The sequence below is a fragment of the Cupriavidus sp. GW822-FHT06G04 genome (assembly GCF_058799075.1).
On the sequence record NZ_JBXALD010000005.1, the window covers coordinates 1 to 17,510 of the forward strand.

General features: G+C 59.5%; 17 protein-coding genes, 1 pseudogene and 1 other annotated feature. Of the genes and pseudogenes, 8 read left to right on the plus strand and 10 right to left on the minus strand.

The window, feature by feature from the left end:
• Positions 1–324 precede the first annotated feature (324 nt).
• Entirely contained in the window at positions 325–894 is a 570-nt protein-coding gene (locus AC1RKI_RS12875; RefSeq protein WP_341249872.1) for an imm11 family protein, read from the plus strand.
• Positions 895–1,057: 163 nt separating this feature from the next.
• Here AC1RKI_RS12875 and AC1RKI_RS12880 read toward each other — a convergent pair whose 3' ends face one another.
• The 4 genes from AC1RKI_RS12880 to AC1RKI_RS12895 all read right to left on the minus strand — a co-directional run bounded on the left by AC1RKI_RS12880 (position 1,058) and on the right by AC1RKI_RS12895 (position 5,833).
• Positions 1,058–1,744: a hypothetical protein gene (locus tag AC1RKI_RS12880; RefSeq protein WP_341249871.1), complete on the minus strand. Its 687-nt coding sequence runs from the start codon at positions 1,742–1,744 to the stop codon at positions 1,058–1,060.
• 270 nt (positions 1,745–2,014) lie between these two features.
• The gene (locus AC1RKI_RS12885; RefSeq protein WP_150979849.1) at positions 2,015–2,356 is read right to left on the minus strand and encodes an immunity protein CdiI family protein; all 342 of its coding nucleotides are present in this window, start codon (positions 2,354–2,356) and stop codon (positions 2,015–2,017) included.
• Positions 2,357–3,652: 1,296 nt separating this feature from the next.
• A complete protein-coding gene (locus tag AC1RKI_RS12890; RefSeq protein WP_492795582.1) occupies positions 3,653–4,933 on the minus strand; it encodes an Ig-like domain-containing protein in 1,281 nt (426 codons plus the stop codon).
• A 303-nt stretch (positions 4,934–5,236) separates the two neighbouring features.
• Positions 5,237–5,833 carry a TetR/AcrR family transcriptional regulator gene (locus AC1RKI_RS12895; RefSeq protein ID WP_227460713.1) on the minus strand — a complete coding sequence of 199 codons (597 nt, stop codon included), beginning with the start codon at positions 5,831–5,833 and terminating at the stop codon, positions 5,237–5,239.
• A gap of 134 nt (positions 5,834–5,967) precedes the next feature.
• Here AC1RKI_RS12895 and AC1RKI_RS12900 point away from each other — a divergent pair, with 134 nt between their 5' ends.
• From AC1RKI_RS12900 to AC1RKI_RS12915, 4 genes and pseudogenes are all read left to right on the plus strand, one after another.
• Positions 5,968–7,050, plus strand: coding sequence for an alkene reductase (locus AC1RKI_RS12900; RefSeq protein WP_492795585.1), 1,083 nt, complete (start codon positions 5,968–5,970; stop codon positions 7,048–7,050).
• Between the two features lie 52 nt (positions 7,051–7,102).
• Entirely contained in the window at positions 7,103–7,891 is a 789-nt protein-coding gene (locus AC1RKI_RS12905; RefSeq protein ID WP_492795587.1) for an SDR family NAD(P)-dependent oxidoreductase, read from the plus strand.
• Positions 7,892–7,927: 36 nt separating this feature from the next.
• Positions 7,928–8,035: pseudogene (locus tag AC1RKI_RS12910) on the plus strand (alpha/beta fold hydrolase); the annotation flags it as partial.
• Between the two features lie 6 nt (positions 8,036–8,041).
• Entirely contained in the window at positions 8,042–9,043 is a 1,002-nt protein-coding gene (locus AC1RKI_RS12915) for an NADP-dependent oxidoreductase (RefSeq protein WP_492795589.1), read from the plus strand.
• 366 nt (positions 9,044–9,409) lie between these two features.
• Here the strand turns inward: AC1RKI_RS12915 and AC1RKI_RS12920 are convergent, their stop codons facing one another.
• The gene (locus AC1RKI_RS12920; RefSeq protein WP_150979854.1) at positions 9,410–9,625 is read right to left on the minus strand and encodes a hypothetical protein; all 216 of its coding nucleotides are present in this window, start codon (positions 9,623–9,625) and stop codon (positions 9,410–9,412) included.
• 147 nt (positions 9,626–9,772) lie between these two features.
• Positions 9,773–10,321: a hypothetical protein gene (locus AC1RKI_RS12925; RefSeq protein ID WP_150979855.1), complete on the minus strand. Its 549-nt coding sequence runs from the start codon at positions 10,319–10,321 to the stop codon at positions 9,773–9,775.
• A 218-nt stretch (positions 10,322–10,539) separates the two neighbouring features.
• Between AC1RKI_RS12925 and AC1RKI_RS12930 the strand changes: the two genes are divergently transcribed.
• Positions 10,540–11,825, plus strand: a protein-coding gene (locus AC1RKI_RS12930) for an IS3 family transposase (protein WP_223506242.1) whose coding sequence is annotated in 2 segments (ribosomal slippage) — positions 10,540–10,831 and positions 10,831–11,825 — 1,287 coding nt in all. Because the reading frame shifts where the segments join, the coding sequence is not laid out codon by codon here.
• Positions 10,818–10,934, plus strand: a sequence feature (AL1L pseudoknot). (Overlaps the previous gene by 117 nt.)
• Positions 11,826–12,506: 681 nt before the next feature.
• On the opposite strand, the gene AC1RKI_RS12935 is transcribed toward AC1RKI_RS12930, so the two are convergent.
• The gene (locus AC1RKI_RS12935; RefSeq protein ID WP_150982956.1) at positions 12,507–12,959 is read right to left on the minus strand and encodes a hypothetical protein; all 453 of its coding nucleotides are present in this window, start codon (positions 12,957–12,959) and stop codon (positions 12,507–12,509) included.
• Between the two features lie 507 nt (positions 12,960–13,466).
• On the opposite strand from AC1RKI_RS12935, the gene AC1RKI_RS12940 reads away from it, so the two are divergent.
• Complete coding sequence (locus AC1RKI_RS12940; RefSeq protein ID WP_227460719.1) at positions 13,467–13,727, plus strand: hypothetical protein; 261 nt, start codon at positions 13,467–13,469, stop codon at positions 13,725–13,727.
• A 346-nt stretch (positions 13,728–14,073) separates the two neighbouring features.
• Positions 14,074–14,988, plus strand: a complete 915-nt coding sequence (locus AC1RKI_RS12945; protein WP_285847357.1) for a LysR substrate-binding domain-containing protein — start codon at positions 14,074–14,076, stop codon at positions 14,986–14,988.
• Positions 14,989–15,291: 303 nt separating this feature from the next.
• On the opposite strand, the gene AC1RKI_RS12950 is transcribed toward AC1RKI_RS12945, so the two are convergent.
• Genes AC1RKI_RS12950 through AC1RKI_RS12960 form a run of 3 tightly spaced genes read right to left on the minus strand, consistent with a single transcriptional unit; the run spans position 15,292 to position 17,473 of the window.
• On the minus strand, positions 15,292–16,074 hold the full coding sequence (locus tag AC1RKI_RS12950) for a class II aldolase/adducin family protein (protein ID WP_061954394.1): 783 nt from the start codon (positions 16,072–16,074) through the stop codon (positions 15,292–15,294).
• A gap of 37 nt (positions 16,075–16,111) precedes the next feature.
• On the minus strand, positions 16,112–16,477 hold the full coding sequence (locus tag AC1RKI_RS12955) for a RidA family protein (RefSeq protein WP_492795593.1): 366 nt from the start codon (positions 16,475–16,477) through the stop codon (positions 16,112–16,114).
• A gap of 9 nt (positions 16,478–16,486) precedes the next feature.
• Positions 16,487–17,473: an NAD(P)-dependent oxidoreductase gene (locus AC1RKI_RS12960; protein ID WP_244788252.1), complete on the minus strand. Its 987-nt coding sequence runs from the start codon at positions 17,471–17,473 to the stop codon at positions 16,487–16,489.
• Positions 17,474–17,510: the final 37 nt, after the last annotated feature.

Sequence of the window (17,510 nt, forward strand, 5' to 3'; positions counted from 1 at the left end):
AAAATTCGACAAAGCAGGCTCAGCCCCGGAGGCGACGTGTGTCAGTGCGATTCGAGAGACGTTTCCACACGGCCTCGACCCATTGCAGACGGTGATCTGCTCCGAAAACGGCCATTCCGTTCTGCCGTCCTAACGACACAATAGATCGCATAAGGCTGCGATCCGACCAAATCTATCGACCCGCGTCGTTCAAGTGAAATTTCGAATTCACCGTCATTATTCACTGCCTAGAGCAAAGTCTACTGGCCAAACGCTGATGAATTGGCTACCCTCGCGGGTCGACACTACCAATCCAGACGCCAAGATAACTGAGCTCTTCTACACATGATTCAGATACTACAAGTAGATGCCAGCGGAAGGGTTCCTTGCCCAGAGGTAAGCAATCCGACGCGTTCAAAACTGCTTGGTCTGAAGACCATGGGCGGCATAAGTTTGGCCGGGAAATTCCCAGAGCTTACCCTTGTGGCTCAAGATGGCCACGAGGCTCCGCCTGGGTTGGTTGATTACTTCAAAGTTGGCCTACTACACGTGGTATCTGAAAGACTCAAGGCGGTTTTTTCGTCTCACAACGCCGAGCTGGAGTATTTTCCTGCGGTGGTCATATACGACGGGTCGACCACGGAAGCTAGATATTTCATCGCAAATCCGCTAAAGCGAATCAAAGCGGTTGATTTTGGAAAATCAGACATCGAACTTGACGGCGAGCTAGGCGACGCTCTTTGGGTGAAAAGGCTGGTTCTCGATGAATCGTGCTTTTCTGGTGTAGGGCTTGCCGTGATAGACGAAGTTCAGAGAATTGGGGTGCAGCCAGAGATCGCGCTTGCTGTTGAACTAGCCGGATGCAGGGGCTGTACGTTCGTTAGTCCGGCCACGGTGCGGTACGGGTACCGATAGCCGGCAGCTAGGTCTTTTACTGCAAATAGCGCGCTGCGGGAAGGGGGCGTGCTCGGGTGCAACCACGCTGCCCGACTGCGCCGAAGGGCCGCTCCTGGCAGCCGGTTTTGGCCCTTTGCCGATTCAGGTGAAGGCTTTCCAGCGCCAAGGGCAACTACCGACATCATGCGATGGAGGTAGCTCTAGTCAACATTCTGCCGAGTTGTAAGGAAACGGGGTCTTCCGCTGAGCGCCCCTCCAGGAATCGATCTAGCTCCCTACGTGCGCCATCAGCATCGCCTGTCCTCGCGAGCACGAACGCGAGCGCTATCGGATGCTGGGCGTAGTTGTAGAAGCCCAGGCCTCCATTCGACAGATAGCTTCGCAGCCATTCGAAGGCCCCGACGACATCCTCGACCGAGTTGACTCGTCGCCAAAATTCGTCTGCCCGTGCGATTGCGGCTTCCACGACCGTTGACGATTTCTCTGCAACGAAGCGCTCTCCGCGAATAAGACTGATGTCCAAGTCCCTGTCGCGGGCATCGACGGCAAGATCAAACAACGCAGATTTGTTGGTTCGGTGCCAGCGAACAGAGCTACCCGATACGTGCGGGACAAAGTCAATGGACAGACCCCATCGTGGCGCGATTACACCGCCTTTCCATGCAAGGAACGAAAATATCTGGCGGATAGGTGACTCATCAAATCGCACCCACTTTAGCGGCGCGACTACCTCGAATCCTCGCGCATTCAGAGCGGCATCGACCACGGGGGAGATGACCCTATGCGCCACCTCCAAATTCACCGTGTTGAATCCTTCGCTACTGTTCGCATCTTTCCGAAAATGCGCTATCCAATTGCTGATGCTCATCGTCGCAACACCATGAGAGAAATGGAAGGCCACCGTCATCAGTCGGATTAAACGGCGCGCGGGGCAGTGGCTTAGGGCATACATTGTCGACCATCTAGGTCAGAAGGTCGAGCGACTGCTTCTGGCCGGCCTCGGCCCTCGGCCTGCCTTGGGGCAGGGCTTGCCGCCCCCGGAGAAGACTTCCGGACCCTTAGCGGACAGAGGTACTTCCTCGAAGCTGCCATTTGAGAGCGGACGCGCTTTCCGGTGGCCATTAGGTGCTTCGGCCTACTAATTCTCGGCGTCTCCCTCATAAGCTCCCAATCTCTCGTAGACGAAAGCGAAGCGGTCTCCAAGCTCTTGTTGAAGACGGTCGCGCATCACGATCGCGGTCGCCTCAAAGCGCTCGTACTCGTGCGCGTCCCATGGTCCCGCGTCTGGGGGGTATTCCCAGTTGAGCGATAGATCATGCCAAGCAGTCATTTCTGCAAGCTTCCGGCGCGTCTCATCGGCTAGTGGCAGCAAGTCCTCAATTGGACCGACTCCGTATGTGTTGCGCGTTGCGTCGTCTCCCGCCCAAATGCAACCACCGCGCCATTCGAACATGAGCCTGAGTCGATATTTTTCAGTCATCAACAGCTTCGGCAAACAGGCCTTAGCAAGGTTGGTTTGCGAGGTTCTTTGCTACCTTTTGTATCGCTCATTGTCGACGATTTAGGTTCACGGCGGAAAATGGCCGGTCTCCGTCCTCCAAACGCGTGGGAATAAGAGGTGCTTCTGCGGCGATCGAGGCCTCTGATCAACTCAGGTATGGCTTACTTCGACGCTCGCATAGATGACACCTAGAAGCAGAGTTAGCAGCCCTACGGCGATCGCGATCAGGCACCATTTTCGTGTGTGGTGCGTATGCCAGAAATATTCAGCGCTTCGTTTCTCTTCGTTTGTGGAAAAGGTAGCTCGACCGCAGCGCCAAGCCGCGTATTTTTTCGCTTCCTTGCGCTGGGACTCGTTCAGGGCGAACAGCGATGATACTTCGAATAGGCCATAGGCCCCGCCAAAAATCAGGAGTAACCCGATTCCCATTAGTGCGCGTCCCAAAATAGCTCCTGAGAGTTTGATTTTTGCGGCTGTTATCGCACCGAATTTTGAACGCTGAATAGTCTAGCAAAGGGGGTAAGACAATTGCGCCGCCGAAGTGGGGTGTAACGTGCGCGCAACGTTGACGTCAGCGAACTGGACGGCCGCTCCTGGCCGAAGCCGGAAGCTCGCCGGCCTCCAGGTCTCGCTGCCCGGCCGGACTTCGGTAGTCGACACACCGCCGCCCCATGGGGTCTACTTGAAAGTGACCGTTGCCATGCTAAAAGCAGCCGCTCTAGCTTGCCAGAAACCTGCGGCACTCTTGATGCTCCTGCCTGGCACTATCCTACGCAGAGCGGAATACGGACAACGCCGTGCACAGGGATCGTCTTCACCTGGCCGCCCTCATGACGATTTCTGACGGCGCAATTTCAAAGCCCGTTGCGCTGCTGGGGACCGTGATAGTTTCGTAGTCCTTACACCCCGGCGACGCGCTTGGGTCTGGCCAAGGCGCTGAACTTTGCCGCCGACGTTTGAGTGGAAGATTCTCCGCTGGTCGTTCGTGGTGTCGTCGATGCATTCGTGCGATAGGTTGCACCGCGCCATTCTCGAGTCCGAATCGTACCCCACCCCCCCCCCCCCCCCCCCCCCCCCCGCGGGGCGCTACCCGTTCCACAAAGGTGTTGGTAAACGGTCCCGGGGCACATGAAAACCCTTGGATGCATTAGCTTCCAAGGGTTTTCCTTTTTTGGCGGGGAAATTTCCGTCAGAACAAGCGGAAATATCCCTCCGTCACACCGCCAAAGCAACCTTACCTCTAGTTTTGACCTGTATGGATTTCCCGGGGGCACGTCATGGCAGCGTGACTGTCGTTGAACTCAGGATAGGGCCGCGGCCCGCCGGAGTGCAGGAGAGCGTCAGATTATAAGTACCAGGGGTCGGCGCATTTGATAAGAACATATTGCCGGTCGCACCGACATACGTCAGTGCGCTGCCAACCGGCATTGGGCCGGGGCTCTGAAACAAGGCACAAGGGACCGCGGGCGAAAGGTCGTCGCTGGTGTGGTACAGCCGAAGGTACCAGTTTGGGCCACTAACGGTCAGTGGTGTCACTACGGTGTACGCCGGGACCTGCGAGAGAGCTAAAGACGCGGGGGGAGCGGACACCGTGCTGCCTGGGCCGACAGCCGTCACCTTGACCAGGAAGCTGAATGTCACTTCAGCCAAGTCTTGTGCCGACTGATCTGCGTAGCTCGAGATGACGGTGGCGGAGGGCCCCCCGGAGGAGCCGATGCTGAGATTCGAGGCCCCCAACGTTGCCCACTGCCAGTTGCTGAACTGGCTTGTGACGTCGATTCCGTCGCTGCGCATTACGGTTGCTGTCACGACAGCCGGCCGGTCGCTGGACACTTTGGTGGATGTCGCTGACAGGGATATGTTGTAGACATAGTGCGGCAATGCCGTCACCGCAATCTGCCCAGTGACTGTGCTGCCATCCGGAGCCACGGCCGTTACCGTGATGCTGGCGGACGCGGCGGTAGTTGCAGAACTGTTTGTGGCAGTCAGCGTCGCGCTGGCGCCCGTGGGGTTGGGCGTCACCACAGCGACATCGCTACTCACCCAGGTCCAGCCGGTGGCCTGTGCCGTTACGTCCGAGCCATCGCTGCCCAACACCGTGACGCTCGCCGTGGTCGGCTGGTTATATTGCAAGTTCAGCGTGGGATTGGCTGATACCACGTTGTACGTGACTGCGGGCAGCGTGACCGCGACGGTGGCCTGCTGACTCAGCGCGCTGCCGTCGGGCGCGGTAGCGCTGGCTGTGACACGTGCGGTGCCGGCGGCGATGCCCGTCACCACGCCCGCCGCATCGACTCTCGCCACGCCAGCGGCATCGCTCGCATAGGTAATCTGGGGATTGGCCACGGTGCGCCCCTCGCTGTCGACTAGAGTGCCCGTCAGCGGTACCGTGTGGCCAACTGCCACGTTGGCAGTTGTCGGTGTCAGGCCGAGACGATAGGTCAACGTGTGGGCCGCCACCGGGCTGTCGGTGTGATCTTCGCCCGAATTGCACCCTGCAAGAAGGAAGAAGCAGAGCGCGGCGGCCCACCACGCTCGAATGGCTTGTCGATTCATGTCCCGACCTCTCTTTTTATTGTTGCTTGGCTTGGGTCGGAACCTATATGACCTTGGCGATTCTGGCCATACCTCAATTGTGGGAAGGGTTCCAGTCGCCAAGCCCTCGCCATCGCATGAGCCCGGGTCCTATTCGGCTCCATGCCAATGGGCCGGGCGTCCCGCCATGGAGTTGTCTCTGCGCAGGTTGTGCCCGCCTATCTGGCCTTCTTTATTGTCCTGGCTGCCAGCTTGCCGCCGTCGCCACTGTCGCCACTGGTGTTCTGGCGATCGGCCGGTTGCTGAATGCCAGAAGTGCGCCAGTCATGTTGAAGAAGTGTTTGCTGTTGTGGACACGTCCAGTGACGCGAGGATCGCGTCGCGGCAAACCGCCAGGATTTCGTCGGCCAGCGGCGAGTCGTCCGGACAGGCCCGAGACATGACGATGGCGCCCACCGCGTGCGCCAGTGTGTCGAGGGACCGGGCTCGTGCCCGACCCGGATCGCCTCCGTCCGAATCAATGTCCGTGGGCATCAGCGCACCAAGCAGGCTCTCAATGCCAGCCGCGAACGCGGCCCGAACCGCTTCTGGTTGACGCGCGGCATCCCCGCCTAGTGCGGCCATCGTGCAACCGGTTGCGCGGGTGTCGCGGTGCTCGCGAGAAAGATAATACTGCACGAACTCCGGGGCGTTTACACCCTCGCTTAGTGCCACCGTCTGCGCGATGCCGCAGGCCGCCGATTCCGCCATCAGGTCGGCCTTGGAGTTGAACTGTCTGTAAAACCCGCCGTGGGTGAAGCCGGCGGCGGCCATCAGATCGGCAACCCCAACCCCGTCGTAGCCACGTTCCCGAAAAACCTTCGACGCCGTCGCGACGACGTGCTCCCGGTTGGCTTGTGCCTGTGCCTTGGTGATCTTCATTTGCTGGCCACGGTGGTGGGTTCGTGACTGTGAGGGCTTCATTCTACATTGATGTTGGTCGTCATCAAAATCTTGACAGCTATGATTATGACCGTCATCATTGATTGCGATTTCAACGCGAAGGCTAACGCGACATGACTGAAAAGACGCTTTTCGAGCCCTACACCCTTGGGCGCCTGACACTCGCCAATCGTTTTGTCATGGCGCCGCTGACCCGCAATCGTGCAGGCGCGGGGCTGGTACCCAGCGAGCTGGCTGCGATCTACTACGCCCAGCGTGCCTCGGCCGGCCTGATCATCTCGGAGGCCACTCAGGTGTCGGCCCAGGCTCAGGGCTATCAGGACACCCCGGGCCTGTACACGCCTGAGCAAATCGCCGGCTGGCGCAAGGTCACCGAGGCTGTACATGCCCAGGGGGGGCGCATCTTCGCGCAACTCTGGCACGTCGGCCGTGTTTCGCACGTCGATGTCCAGCCTGACGGCGCTGCGCCGGTCGCACCGTCGGCAATCCGCGCAGCGACGAAGACCTTTGTCAACAACGGTTTTGTCGACGTATCGCAGCCGCGCGCCCTCGAACTCAACGAACTACCGGGCATCGTTGGCGACTTTCGTCAAGCCGCAGCCAATGCAATGGCTGCAGGCTTCGACGGCGTGGAGATCCACGGTGCCAACGGCTATCTGCTGGAGCAGTTCATCAAAGATGGGGCCAACCAGCGCACTGACGCCTACGGCGGCACGATCGAGAACCGCGCGCGCCTGTTGTTGGAAGTCGTCGCGGCAGTGGTGGCGGAAATCGGCGCCGACCGAACCGGTGTGCGCATCTCGCCTGTGTCACCGGCAAATGGCATTTCGAGCAGCGACCCTCAGCCGCAGTACGACTACATCGCCGGGCAGCTCAGCGCGCTGGGCATCGTCTATCTGCACGTGGTTGAGGGCGCGACCGGCGGCCCGCGCGATGTCGCACCTTTTGACTACGACGCGCTGCGCCGCCGCTTCAGGCAAACCTACTTGGCCAACAACGGCTACGACCTCGAACTCGCCACCGCCAGGCTCAATGAGGGCAAGGCAGACCTGTTCGCTTTCGGCCGTGCCTTCATCAGCAACCCCGACCTGGTCAAACGCCTGAAGACCGGCGCCCCGCTGGCCCAGCCCGACTTGGCCACACTCTATGGCGGCGGCGCTGCGGGCTACACCGACTACCCATCCATCACCGTCTAAGGCGCGCGCTGCTTGCGTGCGCGTTCGAACCGCCTTGAAAAGGAAATTATTGATGACCACGCTTCCGACTGTTCTCGTCACCGGCGCCTCCTCCGGCATCGGCGCCGCCTACGCCGAGCGTTTCGCCCGCCGTGGCCACGACCTCGTGCTAGTTGCACGCGACAAGGCACGCCTAAATACGCTGGCCGCACGGCTGCATGAAGAAAGTGGGGTGGCCGTGGAAGTTCTGCAGGCCGACCTCACTCAGCCCGCCGACCTTGGAGCGGTCGAGACTCGTCTACGCGAGGATAGTCGGATAGGCATCCTGATCAACAACGCCGGGATGGCTCAGTCGGGCAGCTTCGTGCAGCAGACCGCCGAGGGCATTGAACGCCTGATCGCGCTAAATACCACGGCGCTTACACGGCTTGCAGCCGCCGCCGCTCCGCGCTTCCTGGAGTCGGGTACCGGCGCAATCGTCAACATCGGCTCGGTGGTCGGTTTCGCGCCCGAGTTCGGCATGTCGATTTACGGCGCCACCAAGGCGTTTGTGCTGTTCCTGTCGCAGGGATTGAACCTCGAGTTGTCGCCCAGCGGCGTCTACGTGCAGGCGGTGCTCCCGGCAGCGACCCGCACGGAAATATGGGGGCGCGCCGGCATCGATGTCAATGCGCTTCCCGAGGTGATGGAAGTCGGCGAACTGGTTGATGCGGCACTGGTCGGGTTCGATCGCCGCGAACTCGTGACTATCCCGCCGCTGCATGTAGCGGCGCGCTGGGACGCATTGGATGGCGCGCGTCAAGGGCTCATATCGGACATTCGACAAGCCCAGGCGGCTGAACGCTATCGGCCCGAAGTCTGACCGCCACAATGACCGGGGCGTCATCCCCGACGAGAATCGACCATGGTCATCTACGAAGACGCTGGGCACGGCGGCATCTTTCAATATCACGCCGACTTCGTGTCGAAGGCTCTGGCGTTCCTGGCAGCACCCTACCTTGGTTAGAGCAACATGCAAGCACTCACATTCAAACGCTATGGCAGATCACCTGAGATCGGGTTCGCCGACGTTCCGCGCCCCACGTTAAAGGCGGACGAGTTGCTGGTGCAGGTCCACGCGGCCGGATTGAACCCAATCGACAACATGATTCCGGCGGGTACGTTCAGGCCCGTCCTGAAGTTCGAATTGCCGGCCACGCTAGGCAGCGATATTGCCGGCGTGGTGGTTGAGGTTGGCAGTCGTGTGACGCGCTTCAAGCCTGGCGATGCCGTTTTTGCCAGCCTCTTCGATCTTGGCAGAGGGTCGATCGCCGAATTCGCGGCGGTGCCGGAAAGCGTTGCCTCACCGAAGCCGGCGAAGCTCGACTTTGTGCAGGCCGCCTCCGTTCCGATGGTTGGCCTTACCTCGTGGCAAGCATTGAAGGAGCGTGCCAAGGTTCGAGCTGGCCACAAGGTGTTCATCCCTGCGGGGTCGGGCGGCATCGGTACGTTCGCGATCCAGCTAGCAAAGTACCTCGGTGCCAAGGTAGGAACGACTACCAGCACGGGTAATGTCCCACTGGTCACCACGCTGGGCGCAGACGAGGTGGTTGATTATAAAAAGGAGAACTTCGAAAAAGTGCTGCAGGGCTACGACGCGGTGATCGGTACACTGCGGGGCGATGCGATCGAGAAAGCCATCGGCATTCTCAAACCAGGGAGCAAGGTTGTCTCGCTCATCGGTCCATTGGACGCAGCCTTCGCACGCGCACGACGCCTGAATTTCTTTCTAAGATTCGTGTTCGGCTTGATGAGCCGAAAAATCATGCGCCTTGCAAGAAAACGGGACGTCACTTACTCATTTCTATTCGTCCGTTCCGACGGCGCCCAGCTCGCCGAAATTGGAGGACTGCTCGAGTCGGAACATATTCGTCCGGTGATCGACAGGGTTTTTCCGTTCGAGCAAGCAAAGGAAGCGCTTGAATACTTGGCCCAGGGACGCGCGAAGGGCAAGGTCGTCGTGAAGATCAAGTGATTGGCCAACCGGTTGCTGTGCAGGAGCTTGCCCTAGCGACTGAAGACGCGGGTGACTAGGTCAAGGCTCAGGGAGAACCGGATGGCCGGTTAGAGGTAGAGCCGACGACGCCCGAACGTCCGACCAAAAGCGCGGGCGAATGACGCTTGTTGGCCGGATATCTGTCTGTGGCGCCAGTGCAATGCCAGTTTCCACTGCAGTAGGGGGGCGATGTCTCAGTTCGGCCAGTCTCGGTCGTTGCACTTTGATCAGTGAACGTCTGCTCTACGAGCGTGAACCGACGCTGATTTGGCTTTTGTTGATTGGCCCTGATGGCGCCGCTCGCGCGAAGTCGCCTAGCGTCAAGCGTCAGCACCGGCCAACCCCTTAATCTTTCATCGGATGGTATTTGCCCCATCCGAAATAATCGTTATAGATTTGCGCGGCCTCGTCGTAGGTTTCGGCATCGAAGGTCTTCAGTAACACCGGCTTACCTTCGAACAAGTGGGCTTGCGTTTCGAACTGTCCCTTTTCGATAAGAGCGTTGTGTCCGCTTCCATCGGCGTCCGAAATTGCTTGCCAAATCTCATATGTTTTGGTCATCCTGTTCCCCTTTATTGTAAGGGTAGCCCGAGGGCAAAGAGCGGTAGACTCGGACATTGACATCCGTCCGGCGAGCGCCCACTGTGCAAAAACGAACCGCCGCTGCCGGCAACGATTACCATCGCAAGTGCGCGACACATCCGCCTACTAGCCTTGTCGATCAAGAAACGGATTGAGGTGCATCGCGGTGATAAAGGAAACGAGGTTGGTGAGGAGAAGATCGATAGCTAGAAGAGCGGCCATTGCGCTTTCAAGTACGTCAGCGTCAATGAGCATCTGAAGAATTATCTTCAATGCCGCGCACCATTGGTTGACCCACTCAGTAGCCTCCGTATCGCGCATACTGAGCTTTCCGACACCTCGCGTAAGTGCGGCAACTACGGACTTTGGGAAGGCTTCGTACATCGAAGCTACGCTACACTCCGCAGGCCAGGAGACGTGCATAATGTATGTGGAATCTTCGCTTCGATCGCTTGGGATTCCTGGAGCCAGGATAACGAGCAGATCGTTTTCAACGCTACTCAACAGATCATAGAGAACGAACCCATCATCAGGGCCAGCTTCTACTCTATCCATGATCTCTTTTACATAGCTAAGCCGTTGGCGAAGCGAAGTTATGTGGCTGTCTGTTCGCTCGAGCGCCGGAGAACGCAAGTACTCCGTGAGCACAGGAGGCAAAGGAAACAAGTCATCCATATTCGTCATCTCAATACAAGATTGGAACGTCTCGGTTGGCCTGGTACTCCCACTCTGGAAGCTCCAAGGGCCATGCTACGCAATAGAGTTTGACACGGCGAATAGCGTCGCGCAGCCTGCTTTGTTTTTCGATTACAGATTTTCTGTGACGTGGATCTGACCCGTTAGTGAACCGCCCCGGGTTTAGTGGAGGCTCCACTCTTTGAGAGAATGGAGCCATGAGCAAGCAAACCAAGTTTTCCCCCGAGGTCCGAGAGCGGGCCGTACGTCTGGTGCAAGAACAGCGCAGCGAACATCCGTCGCTGTGGGCCGCAGTCGAGTCCATCGCACCAATGATTGGCTGCACGAGCCAGACGCTGTTGGGGTGGGTCAAGCAAGAGCAAGTCGAGAGCGGCGAGCGCGACGGAGTAACTACGTCGGAGCGTGAACGCCTCAAGGCGTTGGAGCGCGAAGTCAAGGAGTTGCGCCGCGCCAACGAGATCCTGAAGCTGGCGAGCGCATTTTTCGCCCAGGCGGAGCTCGACCGCCGATTGAAGTCCTGAAGGCTTTTGTCGATCAGCATCGCGACGCCTTCGGGGTCGAGCCGATCTGCAAGGTCTTGCAGATTGCCCCGTCGGGCTACCGACGCCATGCTGCGCAGCGTCGCAATCCGTCGCAGCGCTCTGCGCGATCCAAACGCGATGATTGGCTTCGGCCCGAGATCAAGCGGGTCTGGCAGGCCAACATGCAGGTCTACGGGGCCGACAAGGTCTGGAAGCAGATGAACCGGGAAGGCATCGTGGTGGCACGCTGTACGGTCGAGAGGCTGATGAGGCAGCAGAGTTTGCGCGGCGCGATTCGCGGCAAACGGGTTCGCACGACGACTCCAGATGCGAGAGCAGCGCGCCCGCCGGACCTGGTCAACCGTCAGTTCAGAGCCGAGCGACCGAACCAGCTCTGGGTTTCGGACTTCACCTACGTTTCGACGTGGCAGGGCTGGCCGTACGTGGCGTTCGTGATCGACGTGTTCGCGCGGCGCATCGTCGGCTGGCGTGTCAGCTCGTCGATGACCACGGACTTTGTTCTGGATGCACTTGAACAGGCGCTCTACGCTCGCCAGCCTGGCAATGATGGCTCTCTCATCCACCACTCCGACCGCGGGTCGCAGTACGTCAGCATTCGCTATAGCGAGCGTTTGGCCGAGGCGGCCATCGAGCCGTCGGTTGGTAGCCGGGGCGACAGCTATGACAATGCATTGGCCGAGACGATCAACGGCTTGTACAAGGCTGAGTTGATCCATCGTCGTACTGCCTGGAAAACGCGTGAATCCGTTGAACTGGCCACACTGGAATGGGTAGCCTGGTTCAACCATCATCGGCTGATGGAACCCCTTGGCAATATCCCGCCCGCCGAAGCTGAGGCAAACTACTACAGGCAGCTTCAAATCCCTGCCGCTGAACCGCTATTACTTAAACCAACCAGCCTCCACGGTTCCCGGGGCGGTTCATTAGTGTCCCAGACATAGTTTGCACGAACTATTTTTCCTTTTGGTACGTCCGCGCATGTCAGGTTTTCAGGGCTCTGTGCCCAGGCAGGGGTAGCGGCGAGGACTACGCCAGCCAGCGCTAGTTTCAGCTTTTTCAATAGATGGGCTGATGCGTCCGTGTTCCGAATCCGGAAGCGGCTTCTGAGTGTGTGCAGCAAGACGGCGACACCCCGCCCAACCTTGAAAGCTTGCATCTTTCGACCCTTCCCGTATGCGCGCCTAACGAAGCGCCGCGTTGTTTAGGGCGAGTCTAAACAATGCCGTGTCGCCAGGTGTATCGTAAGATGCATACGAGGTATAAGTCGAGTTAAAATCCGATACGCACTTTGGGTGCCGCTCGCAAAGTTGGGCGCGCCGCTACTGGCGCCTCTGCTCGGTCGTCCAGCGGCCTCGTGAACTATGGTGGCCCGCGAACGCTGACGTTCCGCCCCTCGAAAAGTCTGTTGTGCGACCTTTATTTCCCCCTAATGCTTAGGGATCGAATGCATCGATGGCCGCATAGCGCAAATTTTCGGCCATCGATGGCAGAACACTGAGTGACTCAGAAGGGTCGTCTTCTGCCCGACGCGGGCCGGCAGGCACGCTCGGTTACGTCCAGCGTCGGGCCGCATGCGGCTGCGCATTCAACCGTTCGTCGAAACGCTCCTTGGACGATGCCTCTTACCGAGGAATCAATTGCGACTGCCCGGGAGTCTTAGAAGAAAGTGTCCTTAGACCCTCTGATCCGTACATCTGCAGCGCGGTGCCATAGCCGAAGTAGACGCCGCAGATATATTGCTTCCTAGACGGGTCGGCACCCTTCAGTTTTGAGCCGAGTTCGATTTCACGCACGCTTCCGAGACTTGCTTCGACTTGCCCTGACTCAACAAGCTGCTCGACCTCGGCAACGTATTGGTCAGGAACAATTGTCCGCAATGCACTGACAGCCGCATCGTAGCGTTCCCCCTTACCCCGATCCTGCGTACAAGCTCCATTTGATGCTAGCTCTTTCAAGTACGAGCCGGCCAGGTAGTTGGTGACGTGAGCGGTCAGACGCGCTTTCTCGTCGTAATGGGAGCTTTGAGCATTGGCTGTGAGAGATAGGGCGATGGCGGTGGCCGCTACTGTCCTCAAGATACCCACTCCTCTTGCCATTCCTATGCCTATGCCCATCGCAGCCATAATGTTATCCAGAGTTGTCGATACGGAGCAGTTGACGGCTCTTTGCTCCGAAAATTGAGCTGATGATGTCTTCGTACAAGCGACTGGTCTCCGCACCTCACAAACGGCTCCTCAACGAGGCGGTCTGATTGTCCGATTCGGAGAAATCTGGCAGGCCGCTAAGGGTCGACTACCGAAGTCCGGCCGGGCAGCGGAACCTAGAGGCCGACGAGCTTCCGGCTTCGGCCAGAAACGGTCTCTCACGAGCGGCCGGTTTAGGGCAAAGTGGCGGTTTAACTGTTGGAGCCATCGCGAATGCACCTGATAAGAGTCGACAGGGATCGGCCCGACTTCAGAGTCTTTATCGACTTACTGTTCGGCCACGGATGGGACGTCGATACGGAAGGGAATTCTCATCCGGTCAACAGTCGAGCATGGACTTCGCTGTACATCGCAGATCGAACGCGCGGCGAGCCCCCCGTGACGATCGAAGCGAGTGACGATGACCCTCAAGTCTTTCAGGTTGAGTCGGCATCGGCTCGCCTAGAAGTGCTTGCGGCGCTTTACCTTTTCCCGTACAGCGGTTCCGCCATAGTCGCTCCAAAGGGGTCGCTCGATAGCGTCCAACAGTTCGCGCTGCAGGCCCGCTACTCCACTGAACTTCGGCGGGCGGCGGATTCGCTCTGGCATCAGGCGTCGGACAGCAATCCGTATCCGAATTTGACTGCTAATCGGCGCTGAGATCAGCGGTCCCAGGGGACCGCTCAGGGTCGGAAGTCGCCTCTGGCGCCGACAAGCTCGCTGTCGCGATGGACCGACGTCCGAGACCGCCAATTCGAGTCAATGGCCTGTCCAATCTCGGCGGCAGGTTGGCCAGACTGATCTGCCGGCAGTCCAGGCGGTCGAGACGGACCGGTGGCTTGTGCGAATCCGGGCAGGCAAATCGATTCATTGCTCTCCCTGAGCATCCCACGACCCGGGCTAAACTATCCCCAGAGCGGCGTCGATCCGGTTACTTGGTTCTATCGGGTCGCGAGCGGCATATACTCCTTAGAACGTGAGTTTCGCTCACACCTCTGACAAATTAATGGCTCGTTCAACCCCTTCCTTGAATGCCCTGCGGGCCTTCGAAGCTGCGGCGCGGCTGCGGAGCATGAGCGCGGCAGCTAACGAGCTTTCTGTCACACACGGCGCGATCAGCCGCCACATTCGTGCGCTTGAAGAAACCCTCGGCGTTACGCTACTGACACGCGGGCCTTTGTCAACAGACCCTACTCCGGATGGTCTGCGACTCGCGGAAGGGCTGGCGGCCGCTTTCACCGCGATCGATACCGCGATAGAGCAGGTAAAGCCGGGCCCCCTCACGCTCTCGTGCTCTGCGTCGATCATGATGTACTGGCTGATTCCCCGAATTGCTGACTTTCACCGCCAGCACCCAGGAGTACAGCTCCAATTCAATATGAATTACGGCCAATTCGACGCGGTAAGGGACCGCATTGGTATCGCAATTCGTAATACGATGGTCGAACCGCCTGCGGACGTTGTGGTGAAGGAGTTGGGTCGGGCTGAACGTATTGGTCTTGTTTGCTCGCCGGAGTATTTGCGTGATACGGGGATCAAACGTTTCGCAGATGTCGCCGCGGCCCACCGGCTGGCGCCGGCGACACGTCCGAACGCATGGAACGAATGGGCTGCTGCGGTTGAATACGAAGGCGCAACGCTAACGACCCATGACTCGTATGACCATTTCTACCTGATGATTCAAGCGGCGATCTGCGGACTTGGAATTGCTCCTGTGCCTCAGATGCTTGTGTTGGACGACTTGCGCTCGGGTAAACTCGTCGCTCCATTCGGATTCGTCGATGGGCCCCACAAGCTGGTGCTCTGGCTCGCGCCCCACGTGCGCGATCGTGCCGACACACTTGCCCTGCGCACATGGCTTGCTGATCAACTCGCGCGCACGCACGACGAAGGCGAAGTGCTAGCTCCTCCGCACTCTTAGTACGCCCGCCCAGTGCGGGCGTTGTCGTTTCTGGACTACGCGTCGGACTGCATGATGTCGCTGACGGCATGCTCGCCCTGGAGGTCGAAGCGCACGAACTGCCGGGTGCCGTCCGGGAAGCGCTTCTCGACGGCCCCCTTGGGCGTGTCCGGCGTCGAGACGTGCCGCCGTTCGTTGCCGTCTGGCAGTCAGTTGAGGGAGGGGGGCGCGTCCATAAAAATGGCAATGGCCGAGCCTACCCGATGCGTCATGGCATACGCCTGCATTCGGTCCGAAACCGCCCGCGCCCCACCCAGCGCCTGCTCAACAGCGATACTCTCCGCCGTCCCGATCGAGCAGTCGAAGCAATGCCGTCCATTCCCGGTCCAGGTGGACGGTATCCAGATATGCGTAGTCGTCGTGCTGCTTGGCCGCGTGCTCGCAGACTTCGGGCGAGGGCAGGGTCACCTTCTGTCCCATCGATAATGTCTGCACCTGGATTTCGCATGCGCGGTTCAGATAGAACATGCGGGTGAAGGCCTCGGCGACCGAGCGTCCTGTCGTGAGCAGACCGTGGTTGCGCAGAATCAGGTAATTGGCATCCTTCATCGACCTCACGATGCGCGAGCGTTCGTCGAGGTCCAGCGAAATGCCTTCGTAGTCGTGATAATTCACGCGGTTATAAAACTGCATGCTGATCTGGTTCAGCGGCAGCAATCCGCATTCCAGCGCCGCCACTGCCATGCCCGCGTCGGTGTGCAAATGCACCACGCATTCAACGTCATGCCGGCTCTGGTGCAGCGCGCTGTGAATCGTAAAGCCCGCGGCGTTGACCTCGAAGCGATCATCGCCGATGGGGCGGCCTTCGGTATCGATCTTCACCAGGCACGAGGCCGTGATTTCGTCGAAGAACCAGCCGTGGGGATTGATCAGGAACTGGTCCGTGGTGCCCGGCACGCGCACGGAGATGTGCGTGTAGATCAGATCCGTCAGCTGGAACTTCGCGGCGAGCCGGTATGCGGCGGCGAGTTGCACGCGGACGGCCCATTCTTCGTCGCCGATATTGCGCGGCTTGCGGTTGCGATGGGGATCGGTCGTGGAAATCATGATCGGGAATGTCTCGGATGTCTCGGAAGTTTCGAAGTCAGGGAAGCAGCGCCGAGATAACGATTTCGACGCGGTAGGCCGGATCGGCCAGTTCCACTTTGCCGCAGCAGCGCGTTGGCGTTTCGCCCGGCGCGACCCAGGCGTCCCACACTGCGTTGAAGCCGTCGAAATCGGCCATGTCGGCCAGCCAGATTTGCGCCGTCAGCGCGCGACGCTTGTCGGTGCCGGCCTCGGCCAGCAACGCGTCCACCTTTGCCAGGGCTTCGCGCGCCTGTTGGGCGATATCGCCGGATTTGTCATCGGCCACTTGTCCTGCCAGAAACACCATACCGTTCGCGATGACGGCACGGCTGCGGCGGTGGTTTTGATCGAGTCGCACGATCGAAGCGTGAGTCGCGGTCATATCGGCGCCTTAGTTGTGCTCGGTGACGATGCGGCGGCAGTGGCTCAGCGCGGCATCGATGAGATTGTTGTTGGCCTCGGGCGTGCGGAAAGCCGAATGGGCCGACAGCGTGACGTTCGGCAGCGTGGTCAACACATGACCGGCGGGCATCGGCTCCACGGTGAACACGTCAAGGCCCGCATGCGCGATCTTGCCGCTGCGCAATGCGGCGATCATCGCGTCTTCGTCGACCAGCGCGCCACGCGCGGTATTGACCAGGATTGACCCGTCACGCATCGATGCAATGCGCTCGGCCGAGATCAGGCCGCGGGTTTCGTCCGTGAGCAGCAGATGCAGCGACACCACGTCGCTTTGCGCCAGCAGGCTATCGAGTTCGACAAACTCGACGTTTGCATGCGACTTTGGCGAGCGGTTCCACGCAATCACGCGCATCCCGATGCCGTGTGCCAGCCGCGCCAGTTCCTGGGCGATCCCGCCGAAGCCAACCAGACCCAGCGTCTTGCCGGTGAGCTGCACCGCGTCGGAGCGCAGCCAATTGCCCGCCCGCATCTCGCGATCCATGCGCGCGAAGTTGCGCGCTGCCGCCCACATCAGCGCAAACGCGCATTCGGCGACGGCGGTGTCCCCGTAGCCCTTGATCGTGTGGACCGTGATGCCGAGTGCGGCCAGCTCCTCGGGGTTCATGTAGCTGCGCGCGCCGGTGCCAAGGAACACCACGTGCCGCAGTCCCTGGCATTGGCGGGCGATGTCGGTGGGCAGGTGGGTGTGGTCGATGATCGCAATCGGCGCCCCGGCCAGCACGGCGGGCAATTCCTCCGGCCGGATATCGGGCTGGCGGTTGATCTGCAGCGGCAGGTCGTCGGCGCGGTGCAGACGCAAAGACACTTCGGACAGTGTGGGATTGGCATCGACGAAAACCGCCCGCCATGCACCACGGCTGGACGTCTGGTTTTCGGCGGCAGGGCGGTCCGCCAGCGTGGAAATGCTAGAAGTCATTGTTTTTTCTCTGCAATAAGAGGGATGGCGCGATTAT

Coding starts and splice junctions, on each gene's coding strand:
- AC1RKI_RS12920 (WP_150979854.1), bottom strand. CDS start 9,625: ATGACCAAAACATATGAGATTTGGCAAGCAATTTCGGACGCCGATGGA.
- AC1RKI_RS12885 (WP_150979849.1), bottom strand. CDS start 2,356: ATGACTGAAAAATATCGACTCAGGCTCATGTTCGAATGGCGCGGTGGT.
- AC1RKI_RS12880 (WP_341249871.1), bottom strand. CDS start 1,744: ATGAGCATCAGCAATTGGATAGCGCATTTTCGGAAAGATGCGAACAGT.
- AC1RKI_RS12945 (WP_285847357.1), top strand. CDS start 14,074: ATGGCTCGTTCAACCCCTTCCTTGAATGCCCTGCGGGCCTTCGAAGCT.
- AC1RKI_RS12925 (WP_150979855.1), bottom strand. CDS start 10,321: ATGGATGACTTGTTTCCTTTGCCTCCTGTGCTCACGGAGTACTTGCGT.
- AC1RKI_RS12890 (WP_492795582.1), bottom strand. CDS start 4,933: ATGAATCGACAAGCCATTCGAGCGTGGTGGGCCGCCGCGCTCTGCTTC.
- AC1RKI_RS12955 (WP_492795593.1), bottom strand. CDS start 16,477: ATGACCGCGACTCACGCTTCGATCGTGCGACTCGATCAAAACCACCGC.
- AC1RKI_RS12875 (WP_341249872.1), top strand. CDS start 325: ATGATTCAGATACTACAAGTAGATGCCAGCGGAAGGGTTCCTTGCCCA.
- AC1RKI_RS12915 (WP_492795589.1), top strand. CDS start 8,042: ATGCAAGCACTCACATTCAAACGCTATGGCAGATCACCTGAGATCGGG.
- AC1RKI_RS12895 (WP_227460713.1), bottom strand. CDS start 5,833: ATGAAGATCACCAAGGCACAGGCACAAGCCAACCGGGAGCACGTCGTC.
- AC1RKI_RS12905 (WP_492795587.1), top strand. CDS start 7,103: ATGACCACGCTTCCGACTGTTCTCGTCACCGGCGCCTCCTCCGGCATC.
- AC1RKI_RS12960 (WP_244788252.1), bottom strand. CDS start 17,473: ATGACTTCTAGCATTTCCACGCTGGCGGACCGCCCTGCCGCCGAAAAC.
- AC1RKI_RS12900 (WP_492795585.1), top strand. CDS start 5,968: ATGACTGAAAAGACGCTTTTCGAGCCCTACACCCTTGGGCGCCTGACA.
- AC1RKI_RS12950 (WP_061954394.1), bottom strand. CDS start 16,074: ATGATTTCCACGACCGATCCCCATCGCAACCGCAAGCCGCGCAATATC.